This window comes from Streptomyces sp. NBC_01314, assembly GCF_041435215.1.
GTDB lineage: Bacteria > Actinomycetota > Actinomycetes > Streptomycetales > Streptomycetaceae > Streptomyces.
On the sequence record NZ_CP108394.1, the window covers coordinates 7,670,679 to 7,692,953 of the forward strand.

The 22,275-nt window shown below is 68.4% G+C and carries 22 protein-coding genes and 2 pseudogenes; 9 read left to right on the plus strand and 15 right to left on the minus strand.

Going from position 1 to position 22,275, the window contains the following annotated elements; genetic code table 11:
- Window positions 1-314: 314 nt before the first annotated feature.
- Complete coding sequence (locus OG622_RS33810; RefSeq protein ID WP_371580416.1) at window positions 315-500, plus strand: hypothetical protein; 186 nt, start codon at window positions 315-317, stop codon at window positions 498-500.
- Here the strand turns inward: OG622_RS33810 and OG622_RS33815 are convergent.
- The 3 genes from OG622_RS33815 to OG622_RS33825 form a co-directional block, all read right to left on the minus strand.
- Window positions 473-1,309: a hypothetical protein gene (locus tag OG622_RS33815; protein ID WP_371580417.1), complete on the minus strand. Its 837-nt coding sequence runs from the start codon at window positions 1,307-1,309 to the stop codon at window positions 473-475. The two genes, OG622_RS33810 and OG622_RS33815, sit on opposite strands and share 28 nt — an antisense overlap.
- A 229-nt stretch (window positions 1,310-1,538) precedes the next feature.
- Window positions 1,539-1,748 (minus strand): hypothetical protein, encoded by a 210-nt coding sequence (locus tag OG622_RS33820; RefSeq protein ID WP_371580418.1) that lies wholly within the window; start codon window positions 1,746-1,748, stop codon window positions 1,539-1,541.
- Between the two features lie 1,444 nt (window positions 1,749-3,192).
- Window positions 3,193-4,401 carry a cysteine desulfurase-like protein gene (locus OG622_RS33825; protein ID WP_371580419.1) on the minus strand — a complete coding sequence of 403 codons (1,209 nt, stop codon included), beginning with the start codon at window positions 4,399-4,401 and terminating at the stop codon, window positions 3,193-3,195.
- Window positions 4,402-4,509: 108 nt separating this feature from the next.
- Here OG622_RS33825 and OG622_RS33830 point away from each other — a divergent pair, with 108 nt between their 5' ends.
- Entirely contained in the window at window positions 4,510-5,460 is a 951-nt protein-coding gene (locus OG622_RS33830; RefSeq protein WP_371580420.1) for a LysR family transcriptional regulator, read from the plus strand.
- Window positions 5,461-5,802: 342 nt separating this feature from the next.
- Here the strand turns inward: OG622_RS33830 and OG622_RS33835 are convergent, their stop codons facing one another.
- Window positions 5,803-6,030, minus strand: a complete 228-nt coding sequence (locus OG622_RS33835) for a hypothetical protein (RefSeq protein ID WP_371580421.1) — start codon at window positions 6,028-6,030, stop codon at window positions 5,803-5,805.
- Between the two features lie 43 nt (window positions 6,031-6,073).
- Here OG622_RS33835 and OG622_RS33840 point away from each other — a divergent pair, with 43 nt between their 5' ends.
- Both OG622_RS33840 and OG622_RS33845 read left to right on the plus strand, forming a co-directional pair.
- A complete protein-coding gene (locus OG622_RS33840; protein ID WP_371580422.1) occupies window positions 6,074-6,430 on the plus strand; it encodes a type II toxin-antitoxin system RelE/ParE family toxin in 357 nt (118 codons plus the stop codon).
- The gene (locus OG622_RS33845) at window positions 6,427-6,768 is read left to right on the plus strand and encodes an XRE family transcriptional regulator (RefSeq protein ID WP_371580423.1); all 342 of its coding nucleotides are present in this window, start codon (window positions 6,427-6,429) and stop codon (window positions 6,766-6,768) included. The genes OG622_RS33840 and OG622_RS33845 overlap by 4 nt, the downstream gene beginning before the upstream one ends.
- Before the next feature lie 187 nt (window positions 6,769-6,955).
- Here OG622_RS33845 and OG622_RS33850 read toward each other — a convergent pair whose 3' ends face one another.
- The gene (locus tag OG622_RS33850) at window positions 6,956-7,150 is read right to left on the minus strand and encodes a hypothetical protein (protein WP_371580424.1); all 195 of its coding nucleotides are present in this window, start codon (window positions 7,148-7,150) and stop codon (window positions 6,956-6,958) included.
- A 1,013-nt stretch (window positions 7,151-8,163) separates the two neighbouring features.
- Window positions 8,164-8,442: an Atu4866 domain-containing protein gene (locus tag OG622_RS33855; protein WP_371580425.1), complete on the minus strand. Its 279-nt coding sequence runs from the start codon at window positions 8,440-8,442 to the stop codon at window positions 8,164-8,166.
- Between the two features lie 349 nt (window positions 8,443-8,791).
- Here OG622_RS33855 and OG622_RS33860 point away from each other — a divergent pair, with 349 nt between their 5' ends.
- The 4 genes from OG622_RS33860 (at window position 8,792) to OG622_RS33875 (ending at window position 13,291) form a co-directional block, all read left to right on the plus strand.
- On the plus strand, window positions 8,792-9,547 hold the full coding sequence (locus tag OG622_RS33860) for an Atu4866 domain-containing protein (RefSeq protein ID WP_371580426.1): 756 nt from the start codon (window positions 8,792-8,794) through the stop codon (window positions 9,545-9,547).
- Between the two features lie 226 nt (window positions 9,548-9,773).
- Complete coding sequence (locus OG622_RS33865) at window positions 9,774-11,165, plus strand: amidohydrolase family protein (RefSeq protein WP_371580427.1); 1,392 nt, start codon at window positions 9,774-9,776, stop codon at window positions 11,163-11,165.
- Between the two features lie 191 nt (window positions 11,166-11,356).
- Window positions 11,357-12,586: an MFS transporter gene (locus tag OG622_RS33870; RefSeq protein WP_371580428.1), complete on the plus strand. Its 1,230-nt coding sequence runs from the start codon at window positions 11,357-11,359 to the stop codon at window positions 12,584-12,586.
- Between the two features lie 201 nt (window positions 12,587-12,787).
- Window positions 12,788-13,291: an N-acetyltransferase family protein gene (locus OG622_RS33875; RefSeq protein ID WP_371584301.1), complete on the plus strand. Its 504-nt coding sequence runs from the start codon at window positions 12,788-12,790 to the stop codon at window positions 13,289-13,291.
- Between the two features lie 45 nt (window positions 13,292-13,336).
- Here OG622_RS33875 and OG622_RS33880 read toward each other — a convergent pair whose 3' ends face one another.
- The 6 genes and pseudogenes from OG622_RS33880 to OG622_RS33905 form a co-directional block, all read right to left on the minus strand.
- Complete coding sequence (locus OG622_RS33880) at window positions 13,337-13,582, minus strand: hypothetical protein (RefSeq protein ID WP_371580429.1); 246 nt, start codon at window positions 13,580-13,582, stop codon at window positions 13,337-13,339.
- 86 nt (window positions 13,583-13,668) lie between these two features.
- Window positions 13,669-14,286, minus strand: a complete 618-nt coding sequence (locus tag OG622_RS33885) for an IS630 family transposase (RefSeq protein WP_371583978.1) — start codon at window positions 14,284-14,286, stop codon at window positions 13,669-13,671.
- Entirely contained in the window at window positions 14,196-14,738 is a 543-nt protein-coding gene (locus OG622_RS33890) for a winged helix-turn-helix domain-containing protein (RefSeq protein ID WP_371572293.1), read from the minus strand. The genes OG622_RS33885 and OG622_RS33890 overlap by 91 nt, the downstream gene beginning before the upstream one ends.
- A 31-nt stretch (window positions 14,739-14,769) precedes the next feature.
- Window positions 14,770-14,907, minus strand: a complete 138-nt coding sequence (locus OG622_RS33895; protein ID WP_371580430.1) for a hypothetical protein — start codon at window positions 14,905-14,907, stop codon at window positions 14,770-14,772.
- Window positions 14,908-14,978: 71 nt separating this feature from the next.
- Complete coding sequence (locus tag OG622_RS33900) at window positions 14,979-15,551, minus strand: hypothetical protein (protein WP_371580431.1); 573 nt, start codon at window positions 15,549-15,551, stop codon at window positions 14,979-14,981.
- Window positions 15,552-16,014: 463 nt separating this feature from the next.
- Window positions 16,015-16,667, minus strand: a pseudogene (locus tag OG622_RS33905) (transposase).
- A gap of 125 nt (window positions 16,668-16,792) precedes the next feature.
- On the opposite strand from OG622_RS33905, the gene OG622_RS33910 reads away from it, so the two are divergent.
- A complete protein-coding gene (locus OG622_RS33910; protein WP_371580432.1) occupies window positions 16,793-17,011 on the plus strand; it encodes a hypothetical protein in 219 nt (72 codons plus the stop codon).
- Window positions 17,012-17,465: 454 nt separating this feature from the next.
- On the opposite strand, the pseudogene OG622_RS33915 reads toward OG622_RS33910, so the two are convergent.
- The 3 genes and pseudogenes from OG622_RS33915 to OG622_RS33925 all read right to left on the minus strand — a co-directional run bounded on the left by OG622_RS33915 (window position 17,466) and on the right by OG622_RS33925 (window position 21,903).
- Window positions 17,466-18,826, minus strand: a pseudogene (locus OG622_RS33915) (diacylglycerol kinase family protein).
- 48 nt (window positions 18,827-18,874) lie between these two features.
- The gene (locus OG622_RS33920) at window positions 18,875-19,531 is read right to left on the minus strand and encodes a response regulator transcription factor (RefSeq protein ID WP_371580433.1); all 657 of its coding nucleotides are present in this window, start codon (window positions 19,529-19,531) and stop codon (window positions 18,875-18,877) included.
- A 164-nt stretch (window positions 19,532-19,695) separates the two neighbouring features.
- On the minus strand, window positions 19,696-21,903 hold the full coding sequence (locus OG622_RS33925; protein WP_371580434.1) for an MMPL family transporter: 2,208 nt from the start codon (window positions 21,901-21,903) through the stop codon (window positions 19,696-19,698).
- Window positions 21,904-22,275: the final 372 nt, after the last annotated feature.

The window sequence follows — 22,275 nt, forward strand, 5'->3', positions numbered from 1 at the left end:
TCTGCAGCACCAGCTCACCGGGGCCGCGATCAACTCGCCCGCATGGCTGTGAAGGCATAAACGGGAGTCGTTTCGCGATGCTTTGGGGAGTCGTTTCGCGTGCCTCGCCGTGATCAAAGTAGGCGGGTTTTGATGTCGCTCGTGTGGAACGAGATCGGGGTCCGAGAGGGAACGGACCAGGAAACTGGTGTTGCTGTCAGAGGTTTCGGACACCGCCTCGAATCAGCCCAGCACATGCAAAGATCCCGCCCGATCAACCGATCGGACGGGATCTCGTCAACCGCCCCCGAGCTAACTCAAGAACAGTTGGGGCCTTGACCCCGCAGGATCTGGGCCTGCCGGTCCCGGCCGGAAGGGAGAACGACAGCATCGGACTGTCCATCGGCCCCGACCTGCTGGGGGCCTTCATGGCACCGCTGCCGCCACACGGCCCCAACAGCATCGTGCGGACACGCGACGTTGGCCCGCGGCGTCAGGAGGAACCGGCGTCCGTGGTGTAGGTCAGAACCACGCATCCCTCGTTCCCCGCGTAGCCGGCAGTAGAAGCCGCCTGCTTGCCGGGGTTGGACGCGCCGGCAGGGCCAGCGCCAATTCCTCCAAGGCCGCCCACGCCGGCGGTTGGGCAGCTGTCGGGCCACCGCGCGGGCGTGCCGCCATCGCCGCCCCCACCGCGATGGTTGAGAGATCCGTCGTGGCCGCCCTGGCCGCCGCTGCCCAGGGTGATGGTGCGGTCGGTGCCCTCGCACCGGCTTGCCCGCGCGCCGCCGCCCCCTCCTGCGCGGCCGCCGTTGCCGCTCTCGAACCAACCCGACACGTCGCCGCCACCTGCCTCCCAGCCGTGCTCGGCGGACGCCACGGGGACTCCGCCGATACTGACGGTGGTGTTGGAGCCGTTCTTACCCCAGTCACCGTTCCGGCCGCTTCCGCCTTGGCCGCCCTTTCCGCCGCTGCCGACTGTGAGGGAGATCTTCGACCCGTCCGCGACGGTGATGCGACACGACACCACGGCCGAGCTGCCGCCTCCGCCGCCTCCGCCGCCGGTCAGGGACCCGTCGGCGTTGCCTCCGCCTCCACCTCCTCCTGCACCGCCGCCCAGAGCCACGATGCGGATATGGCTGACGCCCTGCGGCACGGTGAAGGTGTGCTCGCCGGGTGAGGCATACGTCCGTACCTGGGCAGCAGGTGCTGCGGACGCGGTACCCGGCGACAGTAGTGACGCGGCCGCCATCGCAGACACCAGAACCGCGCGCCGCGGCCTGGAAGATGGAATGAATTTCATGAATAACTCCCTGAAGATCGGTTCGGGCATCGCAAGGTTCTCCACCTGCACCCATGTCCCATGCGCTTTCACGCACGGATTCGATCTTTCTGGGGGTCTCTCGAACTGGTGTCAGCCACCTTCTTGCTCGTTTGCAGTTACTACTCGGCCCCCGGATACCGGGGCTCGTGCGCGTGCCCGTGGTGCCGTTGGCCCCCTGCCACCGGCGGTGCCGTGGCTCCCGCTGATGAGAGTGGCGCGGTTGCTGCTGCCGCCCGGATCAGCGGTCGAAACCGGGGATGAGCGTGGCGAGGTCCAAATCGAGGCCGCCGACGATGGCGTGGAGGCTCCACTCAGGGTCGCCGGCGTTGACGGGAAGGAGGGCGCTGGGAGCCGGCTGTGCCTGGGAGGGCGTGGCCATTGAGATGCTGACCAGGCCGAGCAGGGCGCTCACCCCGATGGTGGTGACGATGCGGCGGATGTTGTTCATGGCAACCCCTCGAACGGCGTAGGCGGCTGCTGCCGCGCAGATCAGCGGGATGCTTCCCGGTTCAATGAGCCGTCACTCTCGCACCTGGGGGTGTGTGAGAACTTGGAGAGGCGTATTGGAGTAGGGCTTCCGCCACGGCGCAACCCGTCGGACAGGCTCTAGCGCAGTGATCAATTCTGTTGCGGGGGTTCGGCGGATCGCCGCGTACAGATCGGCCTTGGATTTCGACAGGCGTATCGGTGCCCCCAGAGGGACTAGCACAGCCGTCGGCCCACCACAAGGCCCCAACTGCCCCTAAAACACAGCGATATCGCTTTTACGGGAACAACGGTGACATCCGCGCTCAACGACAAATGACACTACGACTCACTGACAGAGCCACCCGCATCGACGCCCACCTCACCGAACGCCCTCGGGCTCGAACCCATACCAGCCACCTGGCAGCACTTCGCCCCCCTGGACGAAGCCAGCGGGGCGAAGCAAGAACCGCATTCACCAACAGCGTCCCGAAGATCGGGGCGGAGCCTCTGCGCGTGGGAAGGGAAATCCGCTGCGCCATGGTTCGACCGTGCCCGTTGAGCAGGGGCGCCAGCCAGGATTCTGTATGGGGCAGGCCTCTCAAGGAGCGTCAGGGACCACAAAGGGACCGCAAGGACAGGAACCAACCGACAAGGACCCCTCAAGGCTGACAGAGATACACACGCCTGACCTGCAAGAACGGCGTGAATCGGCACTGATCGGCAAGGACCGCCGAGATCCCCAAAGGACTCATAATCCGTCGGCCGTGGGTTCGAGTCCCACCCGCCCCACCATGCAGGCTTCTAACCTGCGGAAACGTCTCAGTGGGCGTGCGGATTCAAGACGTTGGGCCAACGGAGTGAATCCGCTGCCCGTGACTTCAACAGCGTTGCTGGCAGCGTTAGTTCGAACTGCCCTGACCTGCACGGATGGCTTGCCTCGCAGCCGAGAGCATGGCCGCGGCGGCCTCTGCGAGCGGCTGGGCGCCGAATTCGGGACGCTGGCAGGACGCTGGGAATCGGAAGTGGCTGCTTCGGCACCGTCCTCCCCCTGCCCGCCACTGCTGTGGCGGGTGACGATCAGGGCGCTGCGCGACCCTGGATCACGAGGCAACCGCCCGCCGCGGTGCGGGAGGAACGGCCCGTACGGCAAACAGTCCCCAGTCACCGGCTCCGCGAGGCGGGTGTCAGCCCTGTTGTTCAGCGTTGCCCCAAGCTGAAGCTTGCCCAGCAGGTCCTGGTAGCTGCGAATGGTCGCGGCGAACTCCGGACCAAGCTCCTTTGTGGTCACAGACGCCCGTCCGGCCGCGTGCGTGGGGCTGGCGGTCCTGCCGACGAGCCGACAAAGCGCAAGCAGGACAGTCAACGACGGTCAGTCAGAGGGCGAGTCAGGCATATCAGCAGAACCACCAGTCACCTGATCACTGTCAGAGGAAGGCGGCGAGGCCGTCCAGGAGCCGGTCCACGTCGTCGGTGGTGTTGTAGGGGGCCAGGCCCGCTCGTAGGGCGGGGCCCTTGAGATTCAGAGCGGTGAAGGGCTCGTGCGCGTAGAACGATCCGGCGGGCGCCACCACCTTGCGTGCGGCCAGGTGTGTCTGGGCATCGCGTGCGTCGTGGCCTTCGAGGGTCATCAGAAGGGTCGGGGTGCGGTCGAGTGCCTTCGAGTGCAGGGTGATGGCGTCGCCCAGGGCCTTCAGGCCCTCCTGGAGCCTCGTCCGCAGCGACTGCTCGTGCTCGTGCATGGAGGTCAGGGACCGCGTCAGGCACTCCCTGCGTGAGGTCTCCGTGCCAGACGTACCGGGGTCCATCGCGGCGAGGAAGTCGACGGCGGCGGTGGCGCCCGCCAGGATCTCGTAGGGGAGCGTGCCGAATTCGAAGCGTTCGGGAACGGTGTCGGGGGAGGGTAGGAGCTTGTCAGGGCGCAGGGTTTCGAGGAGTTCGGGGGCTGCCGAGAGGACTCCGCAATGCGGTCCGAGGAACTTGTACGGCGAGCAGACGAACAGGTCGGCTCCGAGGGCGGGTACATCCACGAGGTGGTGCGCGGCGTAGTGGACGCCGTCGACGTACACCAGGGCGCCGGCCTCGTGGGCCCGGTCGGCGATGGCGCGGACGGGCGGCTTGGTGCCCAGCACATTGGAGGCGGCCGTGACCGCAACCAGCCGGGTCCGGGGGGAGAGGGCCCGCTCGTAGGAGTCGAGGTCCAGTTCCGTGGTACCGGTGTCGATCTCGATCCAGCAGACTGTCACTCCGGCACGCTCGGCAGCCTGGATCCACGGGCGGACGTTGGCGTCGTGGTCCAGGCGGCTGAGGATGATCTCGTCGCCCGCCTTCCAGCCCTTGGCCAGGTGGTGTGAGAAGTCGTAGGTGAGCTGGGTGGCGCTGCGGCCGTGGACGATGCCGGTCGCGGGCATGTGGAGCAGGTCGGCGTAAGCGGCGCGGAAGTCCGCGACGGCGCGCTCGGCGTTCAGCTCGGACGGGCTGCTGGTTCCCCGGTTGGAGAGGGGGCCGGTCAGCGTTGCGGCGATGGCGTCGGCGACGGGGCGGGGGGTCTGCGTTCCGCCCGGTCCGTCGAAGTAGGCGAGGCCGGTGGCGAGGGAGGGGAAGTGGGCCCGCAGGGCGGTGAGGTCGAGGGCCATGGTCTCGGCTTTCTGTCGGGCGGAGTGCCGGGCGTCGGGGTGTCCTTACTCTGGCCTTGACCCCGCGACACGTAAAGCGACGGATCCTGAAGAGAAAGTTCACGATTCATGAAGTCCCAGCCGGATCTGAAGCTCCTGGCCACCTTTCTGGCAGTGGTGCGCCGGGGGTCGATGGCCGAGGCCGCGGCTGAGCTCGGCTACGTGCCCTCGGCGGTGTCCCAGCACATCGCTGCGCTGGAACGCGACATGGCCGTCGAACTGATCGTCCGCCGCCCCGGCAGCCGGCTGATCGTCACCGCGGCCGGCCGCTCCCTCGCCCAGGCGACCGGAACCCTCTTCGACGCGACCGCGCGGTTCCAGGACGCCGCGAGTGGCATCGCGAACCGCGAGATCGCCGAACTGCGCGTCGGGACCTACCCCAGCGCCATGAGCCACCTGTTCCCGCAGGTCCTCTCCACGCTCAGGGCCCGCGGCCCGGGGCCCCGCATCCGTCTCGTCGTCGTGGAGACCGATGAGGGGCTGCCTAGGGTGAAGTCGGGGGATATGGACCTGCTCGTCGCCTACCGCTACCTGCCCGAGGACCCGCCGGCCCCGTCCGAGGCGTTGACGATCACCGTCCTGGGGCGCGAACCGCTGGTCCTGGTCACGGGTGCCGAGCCTGGGCGCCGACGCCCGGTGGAACTGACCGACTGTCTGGAACGGGAGTGGGTCTCGGGCCATGCACACAACCCCGACCGGCGTCTGCTGTTCCGATGGGCCGGAGAACTCGGGATCGAACCCGAGGTGACACTGGAGACCGGGGACCTGCACAGCATGCTCGCCATGATCCGAGCCGGCCTCGCGGTGGGGCTGCTCCCGGCCACCCTTCTCGGCGCAGGGCACGACGCCGGAGTCGAGAGGGTGCTGCTGCCGCCCGGGGTTACGCCGCTCCATCGGGAGATACTCGCCGTCAGCAGACCCGGCGCCCGTCCTCCGGCCGTCAACGACCTGGTCACGCTCCTGACCGGCGCCGTGGAGAGCGCAGTCGTCACCGGGTTTCGAAGTCCGGTGATCACGTAGCCGCGGCCGCTGCCCCTCCTGGTCGGGTCGGTCTGCGGACACGGACAGCTCAGCCGCCGCACCTCCAACGGTCGGATCGGACGTCATGCACATCCATCGGCGCAGGGACCAACACGCATGGTGCTGGTCTCTGCGCCGATGGATGAGGCTCCGCCCGAATGCTGGGGCGGAGCCTCTGCGCGTTGGATGGGGTAATCCTCTGCGGGCGAGTTTGAGACCCTTCGCGAGCTGGGGCGATTCGCCCCGCGTCGGCCAGGCCTGTCCATCCAAGACGTGTTCGGGACGTGTTCGGGACGCAAGGATGGGAGCGGACCGACAAAGACGAACGAGGGCCGACCCTACTCACCCCTCCTGATCCGCGAAAACGTCAAGGATGAGCGTAGATCGGCAAGGACCGCCAAGAACCTCATCCATGGTCCCGATTCCGTCTCCGGACGGTGAGGTAAAGGCGTCCAGCAAGATCCAGTCGCCCACCGGATGCCGGTGCAGGCGCAACTGCAGTGCCGCGCGCTTTATCTCGGGGGCGACGCGCCGCCTGAACTGTGAACCGACGATGAAGATATTACGCACGAGTGATATCATGCTTGCGTAATAATCCCGGATGGGGGAGCGTATGCCCTTCAAGATCGTCGTTGTTGAACCGGCGCTGAGCTGGTTGCACGGCCTCCGGCAGAATGACAGGGGTACGCTCCATCAGATCACTGCAGCCCTCAATGTCCTGCAACAGGAAGGCCCTGCTCTCGGCCGGCCTCTCGTCGACCGCATCACCGGTTCGGATCTTCCCAACCTCAAGGAGCTGCGCCCCGGCTCGTCCGGCGCGAGCGAGGTACGGGTCCTGTTCGTGTTCGACCCCGATCGGAACGCGGTAATCCTCGTCGGCGGCGACAAGTCCGGCAACTGGTCCGGGTGGTACCGGACAGCGATCAAGGAAGCACAAGAGGCGTACAAGGAATACAAGGAGGAGTCATGAGTGGCACCAGGCCGAAGGCCGCCAAGGCCGTTGACTGGGAGGACTTGAAGGACGAGTTCGACTTCTCCGCCCAGGAGAAGGAGCAGATCGCACAGGGCACAGCTGCGCTGCTGTCCGAGGTTCGCGCGTATCGCCTCGCCGAAGTCCGCAAGCGCCAGCACATGACGCAGATGGGAGTGGCCAAGATCCTTGGTGTCACTCAAGGACGCGTCTCGGCGATCGAAAAGGGCGCAATCAGCCGTTCCGAGGTCGAGACTCTCGCTGCCTACGTCGCGGCACTCGGCGGTCAGTTGAGACTTGTCGCCGACTTTGGAGACGAGACCCTCGTCCTGGGCTGACCTCCGTCGGACGGTCAGTGATCGCGCGTGCTGCGTGCTGCAGGGCTGGACGAGCTCGCTGCGGCGACGGACTCGGATCGCTTGGCTGCGTCGGCGGCCATGGGGAATCCGATCATCGGTCTCGCGGGAGCGTGACTGCCGGTCGACCGTACGGGCAAGTCAGAGCGGTTGAAGGTGGAGCGGGGCATCAACTGACCCCTCTCTGGTCATCGCCGTCGCCGTCGATGACGGTGAACAGCCGGTTGGAGGTGCCCAGTTCGCGCTGTTCAACATTGATCAGCGGACCTGCGCCTGCCTCGGTGGCGGTTCGGCGGGTGGCCTGCTGGCTGCGGCTCTGCATCTCCACCGCGTCGACCCCAAGCCCCTGAACGATTTCGCGCACTTCGGCAGCCGGTCGTGCGCCAGTGCCCGCTGCACCGTGTTCTTCGGATGCTCAAGTGCCGCGCGATCGTCTGGATCGGCATCTGCTCGCCTCGTGGAACCGGTGGCTTTCCCGACCTTGACCGGCAAGGCTGGAGTTGCAGAGCGGGCCAGATTTGATTCGCCGTCAGTGACCCCGTTTCTCGGCCGTTGCCGAGACGGGACCGACACGCATGGTGGTCGTCCTGCCAAGATGGATGAGGCTCCGCCTGAGTGCTGGGGCGGAGCCTCTGCGCGGTGGAAGGGAAATCCGCTTCGCGCGGGTTCGAGACTCGTTCCTGAGCTGGCGCAATCGGCGCCGCGTCGGTCGTGCCTGTCCATCCGGGACACGTTCGGGACGCAGGTTGGACACAAGGATCGGAAAAGACTGACAAGGGCCGAGAAGGAATGCGGCGCCAAACAGTGTCTGACCTGGTGAAACGGCAAAGATGAACGTTGATCGGCAAGGCCCGCCAAGATCCTCAAAGGACTCATAATCCGTCGGCCGTGGGTTCGAGTCCCACCCGCCCCACTTTAGCAGGGCTCTGACCTGCGCAAACGTTCATTTTGTCCTGTCGGATCGTCAACTTTGCCTGAACGGACTGAATCCGCTGCTCGCGAGTTCGGCAGTGTTGCCGCCAAGGAGCGTACGAACTCCTCTGACGCGTAAATACCAACCAGCCTGGGCAAAACAGCAGGTAGCTGACCAGCTGACCTCCGCCTCCTGCGTTGCCGCCCCCGCGATGCAGTGTTGATCAAGGGCCACGGGGTGCTCGCCGCGCCCATGTACCCGCCCCGCGGAGGGCGGCGAAGCCGCCCTGGTTCGCTGACCTGCACAGATGTCTCGGCTCGCGGCCCGGGAAGTCGCCGCAGGTGGCCTCTGTGAGTGGTTGGGAAGCCTAATTCGGGACGCTGGCAGGACGCGGGGAAACGGAAGGGGACGCTCCGTCCGGGCGGAGGCGGTCACCGGCAGGTGGACCTCGGCCATGGTCAGGCTCACTTCCGGGTGTGCTCGTCGCCCTTGCGGTAAAGCACCAGGTGCTCGTGGAAGAGAACGCCGTCGCGGATGTCACCGGTGGCGGTGAAGCCGGTGTCGTCGACGTAGTCGATGTGGTTGCCCGTGACGGTGTAGCTGCCGGTGTAGGCGCTCTGGCGGCTGCCGCGGGCTTCGTCGTAGCGGCCGTCGGGCAGCAGTTCCTGACGGATGTGTCCGTCGGCGGTGACCCACATCCCGACGTACGGGTGCAGGGCGTGGGGCGTGTCGTTGCTGGTCATAGCTCTACTGTCGGCCCGGTGGCCGGTGGCAACCAGGCCGCCGTCTCCCCAGGTGAGGGCTTCCTGGGTGCCGCGCACCCAGCTTCGCGAGTGACGGGTCTCTTCATGCCGTGCGGCAGCGAAGCGTGCCGTCCTGGGCCTTCCCCATGGCCTCCGCGGTCGTAGGCGCCGGGACGGATCGTGGGTGCCGGACACCTGGGATAACGGCGGCCTGGTTCCGAATCCGCCGCGCGACGAACCTGGTGGTCAGGCAGCCGCCGTAGCTGCCGACCACTCGCCTCGGACCTGCACCGGCACTCATTTCGCGCAGCGGGCACACCGACGAGGCGACTCCACCGAGGAGCACGCAATGAGCATCACCGACACCGGCATCGTGGGCTGGAGCCCCGAGGTCCTCGACGAGATCCTCTCGAACGACGAGGGGCGTCCCGTCCTGTTCGCCAACGCCCGCATCCTGACGATGGACCCGCTGATCGGGACCATGACCGGTGCCGACCTCCTCTTCGTCGGTTCCCTGGTCGTGGGGGTCGGCCCCGGCATCATCACCGCGGCGGGGGACGACAACGCCATCGTCGTCGACTGCACCGGCTTGACCATCGGCCCCGCCGTCGTGGACACCGTGGCGCTGGCCGGTGGGCGTGGTCACCGCTCGGAGTACGTCGCGACGTTGACCCCGGGCAACACCCCCGACTTCCTGGTGGTGCCCGACGAACTCGCCGCCGACGTGCCGAGCGCCGTGGCCACCCTCATGACCCGACCGGAGCAGGTGCGCGCACTCGTCGCGGCCGGCCGGCCGGTCCTGTGGTCCGGCGTCGACGTCCCCGGCCGGGCCACTGCCCCCGAGGCGGGCATCCCGGCCGCTGAGGACCTGACCGGCAGCCCGCGCGTCGGCGTCTGGATAGACAGACACGACTTCCTGCACCAGGAGCTCACCCCCGACGGCCGCTACGACGAGACCCGGGGCGGGCGCCCGCACGCCTACCAGGGCCGCTACTGGATCGACGGCGACCGCATCGACTACCTGGACGACCTCGGCTTCTGGGCCTACGGGGAGTTCCAGGGCGACGAGCTGCACCACGCGGGCTACGTCATGAAGCTCGGCTGACCTTCCCCGGTCAGCGCACTCACGGTTCCCGATCCTGGGTGCGCGACACCTGGGGAAACCGCGGCCTGGTTGCCGCCGCGGGCGCGGCCGAGGCTGGTGTTCGAGCAGCCCGGCCCCCGGCGACCACCCTCCCAGCCCTCTCCGGCGTACGGCCCACCCTGCCGGCCATCTCCGGCGCATGGCCCGTCCTCCCGGCCCTCTCCTCCGTACGGAAAGAAGACCTCTCATGAACGTCAACGACACCACCAGCGCCGCCGTCCTCGAAGAGCTCCGGCGTCGTCCCGCCGACCGGCGGCGCATCCTGTTCACCGGCGCGACCGTCGTCACCATGGACCCCGACCTCGGTGTCATCGACGGCGGCGACCTCCTCGTCGAGGGCGACACGATCACCGCCGTCGGCCGCGACCTCGACGCGGCAGATGCCGTGGTCGTCGACGCCACCGGCACGATCCTCACCCCCGGCTTCGTCGACACCCACCGGCACGCCTGGGAGGCCCAGTTGCGCCGGATCATGCCGGACGTCGATGACCTCGGCGGCTACGTCATGGCCACCCTGGCCGGCTACGCCACGGTCTACCGGCCCGAGGACATGTACATCGGCACCCGGCTGGCCGCCCTGACCGCGATCGACAGCGGCATCACGACCATGCTCGACTTCTCCCACAACTCCCGCACCCCCGAGCACTCCGACGCCGCAGTCCAGGCCCTCGTCGACACCGGCATCCGCGGCGTGCACGCCTCCATGGGCCCGCACTTCGGCGAGTGGGACCGGCAGTGGCCGGGCGACCTGGCCCGCATCAAGGGCCAGTACTTCAGCAGCGACGACCAGTTGCTCACCCTGCGCCTGGCCACCCTGGCCACCGACGAGATCGCCGGACCGGCCCTCGCCTACGGCCCCGAACTCGCCCGCGTCGCGAAAGAGTTGGGTATCGGGGTGAGCGTGGACGCCGTCTTCGGCACATCCTCCTCCGAGGCGGTCCTGCGCTGGGCCAAGGACGGCATCCTCAGCCCCGACGTCACCCTCATCCACTCCACCGGACTGACCTCCGAGGCGTGGAAGGCGATGGGGGAGACCGGCACCACCGTGGCGCTCGCCCCCACGTCCGACGCGCAGATCGGCCTGGAGACCGCGATCCCCGCCGTCGACGAGGCACTCGCCGTCGGCATCCGCCCCGGACTGAGCATCGACGTCGAAGTCGCCCTGGCCAGCGACATGTTCACGCAGATGCGGGCGCTGCACGCCATCCAGCGGATGCGCGCGGTCAACGCCGTCTACGGCACCGACCAGCAACCCTCCCGCATCACCACCCACGACGTCCTCGACTTCGCCACCCTCCAAGGTGCCCGTACCAACGGTCTGGCCGGTGTCACCGGCTCACTCACGCCGGGCAAGAAGGCCGACCTGCTGGTCATCCAGGCCGAGGACCTCAACAACATGCCGCTCAACGACCCGATCGGCACGATCGTGCTGGGCTCCGATGCCCGCAACATCAGCGCCGTCCTCATCAACGGCGAGCCCCGAAAGTGGGACGGACACGTCCTCGACGTCGACCTGGCCGCCCTGCGCGGCGAGGTGCACACCTCACGCGAGTACGTGCTGAACACCCCGGCTGTCTGAGCGCCTCAGCTGCCTGATCAACCCGGCCGCCTGGGCACCCCCACCGCCTGGGCAGTCCCCTCCATCGCCCCCGGCCGCTACTCCTCCTGCGGCCGGGGGCACCCACCCACCGCATCCCGCCAGTGTCATCGGCCGGTCGTGCCGCGCGCGGACACGCGGGGCGGCGACCGGCCGCCCCTTCTGGAGCTCCCATGTCCCACCTCACTCCCACCACTTCCCTCCGGCACACGACAGCCGCGCCCAGCACCCCGGACCAGCCGCCCTCCTGGGCACCCGCCGCCCCGACCATCACCCTGCTGACCGCACTCGGCGTCCTGATGGTCGGCCAGATGTACACCGTCCTGGCCCTGCTGCACCCCATGGCCACCGCACTCGGCACCACCTCAGGACAGGCCACCTGGACGGCGACGGCGTTCGGCTTCGCCTACGCCGCCGGATTCCTCCTCGCCGGTCCCCTCTCGGACCGCTACGGATCGCGCACCGTGATCACCGCAGGGCTCGTGGCCGCCACCGCAGCCACCCTGGCGGTCGGCGCCGCTCCCGACCTCACCTGGGCCGTCGCCCTGCGGATCGTGCAGGGACTGACCACCGCGCCCTCCGCGCTCTCCTACGTCGTCCACCACATCGCGCCCCAGCGCCGCGCCACCGCCCTGACCTGCGTCACCAGCGGCATGTTCGCCGCCGCAGTGCTCCTGCAGATCGGCGCCCAAGCCGTCGCGGCAGGGCTCGGCTGGCGCGTGGTCTTCTGGCTCAGCGCCGCCCTCATGGCCCTGAGCCTGATCCCCGTGCGCCGCGTCCTGCAACCCACCCTCCGCCACGCCACCGGCGGCGGGCTGCACAAGGCGTTCGCGGCGATGCCCCGGCTGCTCGGCCAACCGCGCCTGGTCGCCCTCTACCTCTCGACCGTGGCCCTGATGGCCTCCTTCGTCGCCGTCTACACAGCGGTCGCCATCGCCGGACCGCCCGGCATCGCCGGGAACTCCTCCGCGATCCTCGCCCTGCGGGCCAGCGCGCTGCCCGCCCTGGTCGCCGTCCCCGTGCTCGCCCCGGTGCTCCAGCGCCTGGCCGCACCCCTGCGCGCGGTCCTCGCCTTCACGCTGGCCACCCTCGCCGTCACGGCCGGCTCCTTCCTCGGCGGCCACATCGTGCCGCTGGTCATCGCCCTGCTGCTGTTCGTGGCGGCCATCGCGGCAGCGGCGCCCGCCGTCGTCGAGACCATCAACGCGGGTGCCGCGCACGCACGCGGCGCGGCCGTCGCCCTCTACGGATGCAGCATGTTCATCGGCGCCAGCCTGGGCCCGCAGCTCACCGGCGCGCTGACCGACCTGGGCTTCGCCGGCATCCTGCGCGTCATCGCCGCCACGCTCGCGCTGGGCCTCCTGCTGGCCATGCCCGCGCTCCGCAGACGGCACACCGACTAGCCCCACCCGCACCCCCGGCGGAGCGCCCGTCACCCCCGGCGGTACACGGACCCGCACATCCATGCAGACACCGCCCGACGGCAGAAACAGGAAGGGTGTAGCTCTTCTGCAGGGACGGGCTGATCTGGGAGAACGACCATGGCATGATGCGGCCCATGGCAGGAAGAGACCGCGAGGCCCGGGCGTCGTGCCGTCGACCGGCTGGTAGTACGCACCGGCCGCAAAGATGATCTTCCTGAGCTGGTGCGGATCTACAACCACTACGTCACCCACTCGATCATCACTTTCGATACCCAACCGGTCACGGTAGAGAGCCGCTTGCAGTGGTTCGAGAGATTCTCCGACACGGGCCCGCACCAGCTGTTTGTGGCCACTACCGGCGATCGGGTACTCGGGTGCGCCTCAAGCAGTCCCTACCGGATGCATCCGGCCTTCGATCAAACGGTTGAACTGGGCGTCTACGTGGATCCCGATGCGCGGGCCGCTGGGATTGGTTCGGCGCTGTACCGCACCCTCATCGAAACGCTGCGCTCGCAGCCGGTCCATGTCGCGCTGGCTGGGATCGCACTTCCCAATGATGCTTCGGTGGCTCTGCACCGTAAGTTCGGCTTCACCGACGTGGGCATCTTCGACGAGTACGCCACGAAGAACGGCGGTTACATCAGCTCGGTCTGGATGCAACTGCGCCTGCCCCCTTCGGGCTGACCCTGGAGGGGTACTCCAGATCGTGCGGCGGTGCGGCTTTTGGCCTCAGGGCCGGTCGCACCAGGAGACCGCAGCGATCCGCCAGCCATCCGGGGTGAGTACGAACTGCATCGTCTTCGTCCCGCCGCCCTCGAAGGGCACGCCGTCGAGGATCCCGGATTTCCGGTACTCGCTGAACCGCGATGCGATGGCGCCGACGGTCTCGGTGCGCTCCGCAGTCTCCCACTCGTTGAAGTTCACCAGTCGGCCCTGGGCCAGCAGTTGTTGGCGTGGCTCGATGAATTCCTCCACGGTGTACACCGTGAACTCCGGCCCTGCCTTGATGAGGACGCCCCCAGGCACTACTCAGGTTGAACCCGTAGCGTCGCTGTGATGGATCATGGCGGCTTCGTGATCAGTCCGGTGTCGGCGAGGCAGCCGGTGATCGCGTCGGGCCGGTACTGGATCTGCTTGAGTCGACTGCGGACGAGCGCTTCGAGGTCGTCGATACCGGCGAGCAGGAAGTTGACGATGCCTCGTTTGAGCCAGGACCAGATCCACTCGACGGCGTTCAGCTCGGGTGCGTATCTGGGGAGGTGGAACACCCGAAGCCACTTCTGCCGCGCTGCCCACGCGGTGAACTCCGGCGTCTTGTGCGTGGAGACGTTGTCCCACACCAGCACGACGGGGGTGTGCAGTTGATGATGGAGCGCAGTCAGGAAGGCGCGGTACTCGTCCAGGGTGAAGCTCTTGCTCTCGTTCTTGCGGCCGTGCCAGGTGTGTAACCGGTAGGCGAAGCGCGGCCGGTGGCCGCCGGGGCGGTAGCAGGCCGCACCGAGCGCGTTGACCCGCCCGCGCTTGCGTACGTGCACTGTGACCTGCGGGCGAGCCCCGCGCCTGGCCCAGGTCCGGCCTCGCGGCGGGCTCAGCCCCTGCCCCGACTCGTCGGCGAAGCAGATGTAGGCGCCGAGCTCGCCGGCGGTGGTTCCACCTCGGGCCAGGTCTCCTCCCGCCAGCGTGTGATCTCCTCCTCGTCGCGTGCCGCCGAGCGGCGCACCGGGACCTGCCAGGAGTAACCGTGCCGGTCAAGCAGCTTGCTCACCCCGGTCAGGGTGTAGTTGACATGGCAGGTCCGGCCGATCAGGTCGGCGACCCGCGCCAGCGTCCAGCGCTGATCGTCCTCGAAGCCGCACACGCCGGGCCCGGCGTCCAGCAGAGCAGCCACCTTCTCCCACTGCCGCTCGCTCAGCCGCTCCCGCGCCACGGGTCCCGCCGAGTACAGCGCCGCCGCTCCACCCTGCTTCCACGCCGCCCGCCAGCGCTCCACCGAGCGCTTCGTGACCCGCAACTCCCGCGCGATCCGCGCACTCGACTCACCCGCCGCGAACCGCTCGGCGACCTCCAGCCGCAACCGTTCCCGACGGGCCTGTTCCTCGGGCGTGTACCCGCCCGCTGCCGCATACCTCATGATCCAGCAATAGCGCGAGGATCATGAGCCGTCACCACCCAAGACGACGCTGCGAGTTCAGCCTGAGTACCAGTCGGCGGACCCGATCCACATCTGCGGCCTTGCCGCCCCTGTTGTCGAACGCACTGAAGAACTCGGCGGCGACGCCGTCGATCTCGGCCTTGGACATACTGGGACCGTAGCACCGGCACCGGTTCGCGCTTGCGTGATGTGTGCGGCTTTCCTGAGTGACGGCCGTATTCAGGCGGTCAGGTCGTATTCGGCCTGGTCGGGGGCGGGGTATAGGCGTTCGCGTTCTCTGCGGGTGTGGAAGGTCCAGTACTGCGGGAAGTCACCGTTGCTGATGACGGCGCGGAGGGTAAGGACGGCTTCGGCTCCGCAGACGCTCCATCGGCTGCCAGCGATGTCGAGTCGGTCGGCGATCAGATGGCGGGCTGCTCCTTCGACGGTGCCGCTGTCGATCGGCCAGCTGGCCTCGAGGGCCTTGTCGTAGTGGAGATAGGCGGCATTGTTCTCCAGGTAGCGGCAGGCTGTCCGCCGCGGCCCGCTGATCTGGGGACAGGCCCGTGCGGTCGGCTTCGGCGTGGATGTCGCCGACGGCCCCGGGGGCGTCACCGGCCAGGATCCGGGCTGCCTTGGCCCCGACCCAGTCTTCGGCTGCGGGATCGGTGGCGGTGTGGAACACCGCGCAGCCGCCCATAACTTCTCGAGCACATGCACGATGTCGAGGACGATATGGATCTCGACCTTGCGGCGGGCAGCCTCGGCCCGAATCAACTCGAGCTGGTGGGCGGCGCCGTCGACCAGGACCACCCAGGACCTGCGGTGCTGGGGGTCGCGGGCCTCTGCCTGGTCGAAGGCAGCGGCGATGACCTTGTCGGCGTCGTTTCTGACCGAGGCGGTGAGCCATTTCGCCCGGGCCTTGGGGTCCTTGCGCGGGGTGCGCCGGTCGGTGCGGCCCCGGTGGAGCGATGATGCACCATCTCCTGCTCGGCAAGATGCCCGGCCAACTCCTCGATCCGAGCGCGCAGTTCACCGAAGTTCCGTCGTGTCACCGTCTACTCGGACCAGACCGATGACGAGACCCGAGCAACGTGCCCGGCTCCGGCCTGTCTCCGAGGGTCGGTTGAGTGGTGTCCCGTCGCCCAGACGGAAAACGACCTCCGGCGAGGCCCACAACGTTTCCGTTCTCGACAGGAGACTTCCTCAAGGCGGCACCACCTCTGCCGGACTGCTGAGCCTCAGAGGAATTCCGGCAACCGCGTCCGCCGACGCGTCATGCTGGGGCTGCGGCTTGGCGGTGGTAGTGGCTTGTTTGGGATTGGGCCTGATGGTGGCGTCGCCAGTGGGACCAGCGGATCTGGTGTGCTGTGTCGTGGACGGGCCGGATGACCAGCCTGATGAACAGGCGCTGGATCTCGTTGCAGGTGAGCGGGATCAGGTTGTCCGGGGCGGGATGGCGGGTGTGTTCGTCGGCGCCGTCCGGCCGCGCGGCAGCGGTCGGGCTGGTCGGTCCAGGAGCGCGGGATGTACAGCTCACGGTCCACAGCGGCGTGACCGCGCTGACCTGCGTAAACCAGGTAACGGCGACTTGGGAGTTCTCGATCCTGCCGCGGTGCCGGTGTACTGACGTTGGGCGCCGACGGTGCAGGTGCCCTTCTTCACGTCGCGGGTCTCATCGACCACGAGCATCGCCTGCTCGTCGTGCAAGTGCTCGACCACGTAGCTGCACAGGTCATCGCGGACGACGTCGGCGTGCCACTTCGCCCGGTTCAGCAGGTGCTGCATCCCGTCCGGGGTCGCCTCCCCGGCCCACTCAGCGATGGTCCAGCAGGGCTTTCGGGGCAGGTCCGAAAGCAGCCCAAGCACCAACCGCCTTATCCGGCCCCGGGGTTCAACCCTGACGAACCGGCCTGCAATCCGGCCCATCAGGCCCTCGAATGCCTCCTGCCACAGCGCAGGGTCTACGCTGTGTCCCGCGGCCACCGCATGATCTTCAGTCTTCACACACCGATGATCAACGGTGGCTGCACCCGTCTTCCTACCGGGTTGGAGTGGGGTACGAAGTGTCGACATCGTCTGAGTTCCGTGGCTTCGATCTGGTGCGGCGTGGCTATGACCGCCATCAGGTCGATCGCTATCTCAAGACCCTGTCTGAAGCCGACTCGCCGGTCGGCCCGCCGCCGTTCCGGATCGTGGGGCGGGGCTACGACCGCCATCAGGTTGACGCACGCATCAGGGACCTCCTGGCGGACAGAGGCATCAACGGCTAACCATCCGCGTCCCACCAGGCAGTGCTGTCTTCACGTCCAGAGCGGCAAGATCACGATCTACTGCTGGAGTACTGGGAAGACGAGACGTACGTCCGGCGAAGTACCGCAGGGTGAGCGGTGAGTTCCGGTGGGAGGAAGCCGGCAGAGGCAACAGGATGCGGGCCGTTCGGCGGCGAACAGTGCACCCTTGGCGGCCTTGCCGGAGTCCGCCGACGGTGCACGCTGCGGGATGGGGATCCGGAGGCAGGGCCGGCTGGGAACGCGGCCGCGAAAACACACGGCAGCTGATTTTCGGTCCGCCGACATCCGACGAGGCGAATTCGGTGACCTGTTCGACCGAATTCCGGGAGCTGCCGAGAGGAATGGGCGGTAGCGGCCCGGGTTATCTCTCCTGGCTCAATGGAGTGTGGCCCAGGGCTCTCGTGCCAGAGCACGGCGTAGGCGTGATCAAGGTTCAGGCAGCTTTCCCGCGGCGGCTTCGACGGCTGGGTGCGGCTGTACGTCCCACCGATACTGCGAGCTTGCGCAGCTGCCGCCAGTCCAGGGGCGGATGGGTCTGGGGTACACCTGGACGCTGTCGGGGAACGCGGACGCGCAGCTTGCCGGGTGCGATGTGGCAGTGCACGGGTGTGGGAAGGATCGTGGCCTCGCCGTCGAGGCCGACCTCGATCTCCGCGCGGTCGGCGTCGACGACCACTTCGCGGGCGGTCACGACCGTGAGTCCGTCCGGCTCCGGGTCCAGCCGGAGTCCGGCCGCCTCGGCCGCACTGTCCACCCTGATGCCCAGGACGCCGAGCAGTCCGGTGTCGAGTCGCTCGCGGCGGCCGAGACCTGTCGGATCTGCCGTGCCATAGGGGTGTTGCTCACGAGGACGGCCTGCGGGGCGGTGAGCGTGGTGTCTGCGGCGCGTGCGGTCAGTTCTGCTCCGCGTTGGCGGGTGAGCAGGTCGGGCAGCAGGTCCCAGGTGGTGCCGATCTTGTCGTCGCGGTAGGCGGGGCTCTGGATGACTGCCGCGTACGCGCCGAAGGAGGCGTTGTTGACGAAGGGGTGCTCTCCGGCGAAGCCGAGGTCCACATGGAGTTCCACGCCGTCGGTGAGGGCGTCGAGGCAGGCGGCGGGGTCTTCGCGGTTCAGGCCGAGATCCATCGCGAAGTGGTTGCGGGTGCCGGCGCTGATGACGAGGAACGGTACGTCGTGTTCGGCGGCGACGGCAGCGACGAGTGCCTGGGTGCCGTCGCCGCCCGCGACGCCCAGCAGATCGGCGCCGTCCGCGACGGCCGACCGGTCCAGCGCGGCGACGCCCTGGTGCTGCTCCGGGTCGAGCAGGACGACGCGCGCCCCGAGTCGCTCGGCCTTCTCCTTCAGGCCGAACGCGGCCACCTTGCCGCCGCCGGAGCGCGGGTTCATGAGGATGTACGGACGCCGGGGCGGGGCCGCCCTGCGCTCCTTCATGCGGGTGGACTGCTTCCGGGTGCTGCGCAGGGCGTAGCGACCTGACCCGACTGCCACCGCCCACGACACCAGCGACAGCGGCAGGGCCCATAGGAGGGTGGTCGCGAGCAGGAAGACGACGGCAGTGGGGGCGGCCACCGCGAGCAGCGCCGCCGCCCAGCGGGCGGGGCCGCGGCGGGTCAGTGCCCACCAGACGGCGGCCGCGGTGAGGGCCACACCCGCGAGTACGGCCACGAGCAGCAGGACGCCGCCCACGCCGCCGTAGCCGAGGGGGAGCAGTACCGCGAAGGCCGCCGCGGCCAGTGCCGTCCGGGCCGCCCACCGTTGCGCGCGACGGTCCGGGGCGTACGAGTTCACAGCCATGGTCGCCTCCAGTCGTCGGCGGACATCGTAGGTACGTGATCTGGTGATTCAGCGGCTGAGGGTGCGGCCGAGGGGCTGTCCGGGGCTGACGAGTCCGCTCTCGTAGGCGATGGTTACCAGGTGGGCGCGGGAGGAGGCGCCGAGCTTCCGCAGGATCCGGTTCACGTGCGACTTGACCGTGAGAGGGCTGATGCCGAGCAGGTGCGCCAGCGTGCTGTTGTCGGGCTGGGTCGCGACGAGGGCGAGTATCTGCCGTTCCCTGGTGGAGAGTTGGTTCAGCATCAGGTTCGGAGGGGCGGCGGAGATCCTCGCGTCGGTGGACGGCGATGAGACGACTGTCCCGCCCCGGCCGATCAGGTCGAGAGCCATCACGAAGGGGGCGGCCTCCATCTGTCGGCCGAGGATGCCGGTGGCGCCGACGCGCAGGAGTGGGCCGACCTCCTCGGCGGGTGTGTCACCGATGACGGCAAGCGTGGTCCGGACTGCGGCTCGGCGCAGGGACAGCAGTGTCGTGGTGCTCGGGGAGGGAGCCAGTGCCAGGGCGTCGATGAGGAGGATGTCCGGCCTCATGGAAGGCAGCTGGGCCAGAGCATGGGCGAGGTCGGGGATCTGTACCTGGACGGTCAGGAGGGCGGAGTCCTCGATGATGCGCGCGTAGGCCTCGCGCAGGAGGGATGGGCCGCCCGTCAGGAGTACCCGGTGCATCGTTCGTCCTTTGGGTCGCCTAGGGGAGGGGAGGGGAGGGGAGGGGAGGGGAGGGGAGGGGAGGGGAGCGGGGCTTCGGGCGGTGGCGGTGCCGCTCGGGGTGGGCTCGCGAGGTGGCCGACGCCGCGAGCCCACCGGATCTACCGGTATGTACCCGGATGTACTCAGGAGACGCGCTGGGGTTCCTTGTTGTCCGCCGGTGTGGCCTTCTGGAGGCTGGTGCCTTCGATGTCGAGGTCGGGCAGGATCCGGTCCAGCCAGGCCGGCAGCCACCAGGCGCCCCGGCCGGCGAGGGCGAGTACCGCTGGTACGAGCGTCATGCGGACGGCGAAGGCGTCGATGGCCACGCCGACGGCGAGGGCGAACGCGATGGGTTTGATCAGGGCGTCGTCCAGGGGGAAGAACCCGGCGAAGACGGTGAACATGATCAGGGCGGCCGCGGTGACGACCCGTACGCTGTGGCGCGCGCCGTCGATGACCGACCGGCGGGCATGGCCGGTGTGGGTCCACTCCTCGCGTATGCCGGACACGAGGAACACCTCGTAGTCCATGGCCAGTCCGAAGAGCACCCCGATCAGGATGATCGGCAGGAAGCTGACGACGGGGCCGCTGTGCGGCACATCGAGGACGTCGGCCAGCCAGCCCCACTGGAAGACGGCGACGACCAGTCCGAGCGAGGCGCCCACCGAGAGCAGGAAGCCGACGGCGGCCTTGACGGGGATGACCATCGAGCGGAAGACGATCATCAGCAGGATCAGGCTGAGGCCGACGACGATGGCGACGAAGGGGAGGAGGGAGTCGCTGAGCCGGTTGGAGACGTCGATGTTGACCGCGGTGGTGCCGGTGACCGCGATGGTGGCGCCGGTGTTCTCACGGATGTCGGCGCCCGTCTTGCGGATGTCGCGGACGAGTTGGTCGGTGCGGACGCTGTCCGGGCCGGACTTGGGGAGGACGGTGATGACGCTCTGGGCCGGGTCGCTGGTGGGCTGGGGCGGCAGGACGGCCTGGACGTTCTTGAGGGTCCGCAGCTTCTGGGCCACTTGGGCGCCGGCTTGTGAACTCGCCGCACTCGTACCGTTCTTGGTCTCGGTCAGCACGAGGAGCGGGCCGTTGAAGCCGTCGCCGAACTTGTCGCTGATCGTGTCGTAGGCCTTGCGTTCGGTGGAGGCGTGCGGGGCGGAGCCGTTGTCGGGCAGGGCCAGACGCAGGTCCGTGGCGGGCAGGGCGAGGGTAACCAGGATGCCCGCGACGGCCAGCACTGTCAGCAGTGGTTTGGCGATGACCCACTTGGTCCAGCGGGCGCCCATGGTGGTGCGACCGGTGTCCCCCTCGGTGTCGGCGGCCCGCTTCGCGGCGCGGCTGCCGGGCTTGGGGGTCAGCCGGGAGCCGGCGAATCCGGCGAGGGCGGGAACGAGGGTGATCGCGGCCAGTACGGCGATCAGTACGGCTCCGGCGGCCCCGAGGCCCATCGTGGTCAGGAACGGGATGCCGATGACGCTCAGGGCGGCGAGCGCGATGATCACGGTGATGCCGGCGAAGACCACGGCGCTGCCGGCCGTGCCGGTGGCCAGCGCGATGGATTCCTTCGGGTCGGTTCCGCGGGCCAGTTGCTGGCGGTGGCGCGAGAGGATGAACAGGACGTAGTCGATGCCGACGGCCAGGCCCAGCATCAGGGCGAGCGTGACCGCCGTGGACGAGATGCTGACCGCGGGCGCGAGGGCGAGCAGCCCGGCCAGACCGACCGCCACACCGATCAGCGCGGGCAGCAGCGCCATACCGGCGACCAGCAGCGAACCGAACGTGACGACGAGGACGAGCAGGGCCACGGCCACGCCGATGATCTCCGACGGGCCGATGTGAACTCCCTTGCTGCTGTAGACGGAACCGCCGACCGAGGTCTTCAGCCCGCCTTTCTCCGCCGCCCGGGCTGCGTCCTCGATCGCGTCCACGGATGAGGTACGGACCTCCGCGTTCTGCACCGGGTACTGGACCTGGACGATCGCCGTGGTTCCGTCGGCCGAGACGGCGCCGGTGGCGCGGGGGTCGGCGACCTCACTGACCTGGGGAGCCTTCTCGGCCGCCGTCACGGTCCGGGTGATGGCCGCGGCGTAGGGCGCTTCGGTGAGCTGGTGGCCCTCGGGGGCGGTGAAGACGATCTGGGCGCCCGCGCCCGAGGCTTCCGGAAGGGTCTTGCTGAGGCTGTCCAGCGCACGCTGGGACTCGGTGCCGGGCACCGAGAAGCGGTCGTCGAGCTTGCCGCTGAAGACGCTGACACACGTGATGAGCGCGGCCAGGACGAAGAGCCATATGCCCAGGATCAGCTTGCGGTGCCGGTAGACACTGAGGCCCAGCCGGTGGAGCAGGACGGCCATGACGAACTCCCTAGGTCAGGTGGGGATCCCCGCACGCCTGATCGCGGACACGGGCGGCGGAAGCGGAAGGGACACCGGTCGGACTCCGGCCACATGACGAACCACGTGACGGGCCGATGCCGACAGGCGTCTCGATCGATGGACCGACTTTATCACTTGCTCAAGTCGAACGACCGAGTCGTTCGACTGTCACCTGAGTCACTTCCGGCGTAAGCCCAGGTCACGCGGCTATCGGATGGCTTTGTCTTGCGATTGAATCGAACCAAGTTCCAGGTCACCGAACGTGCCGTCATGGACGCCCCCGTCGAGCGTGTGTGGAAGGTCATCTCCCGCACCGACCGTTACGCCGCTGCGGTCGACGGCGCCCCGCCG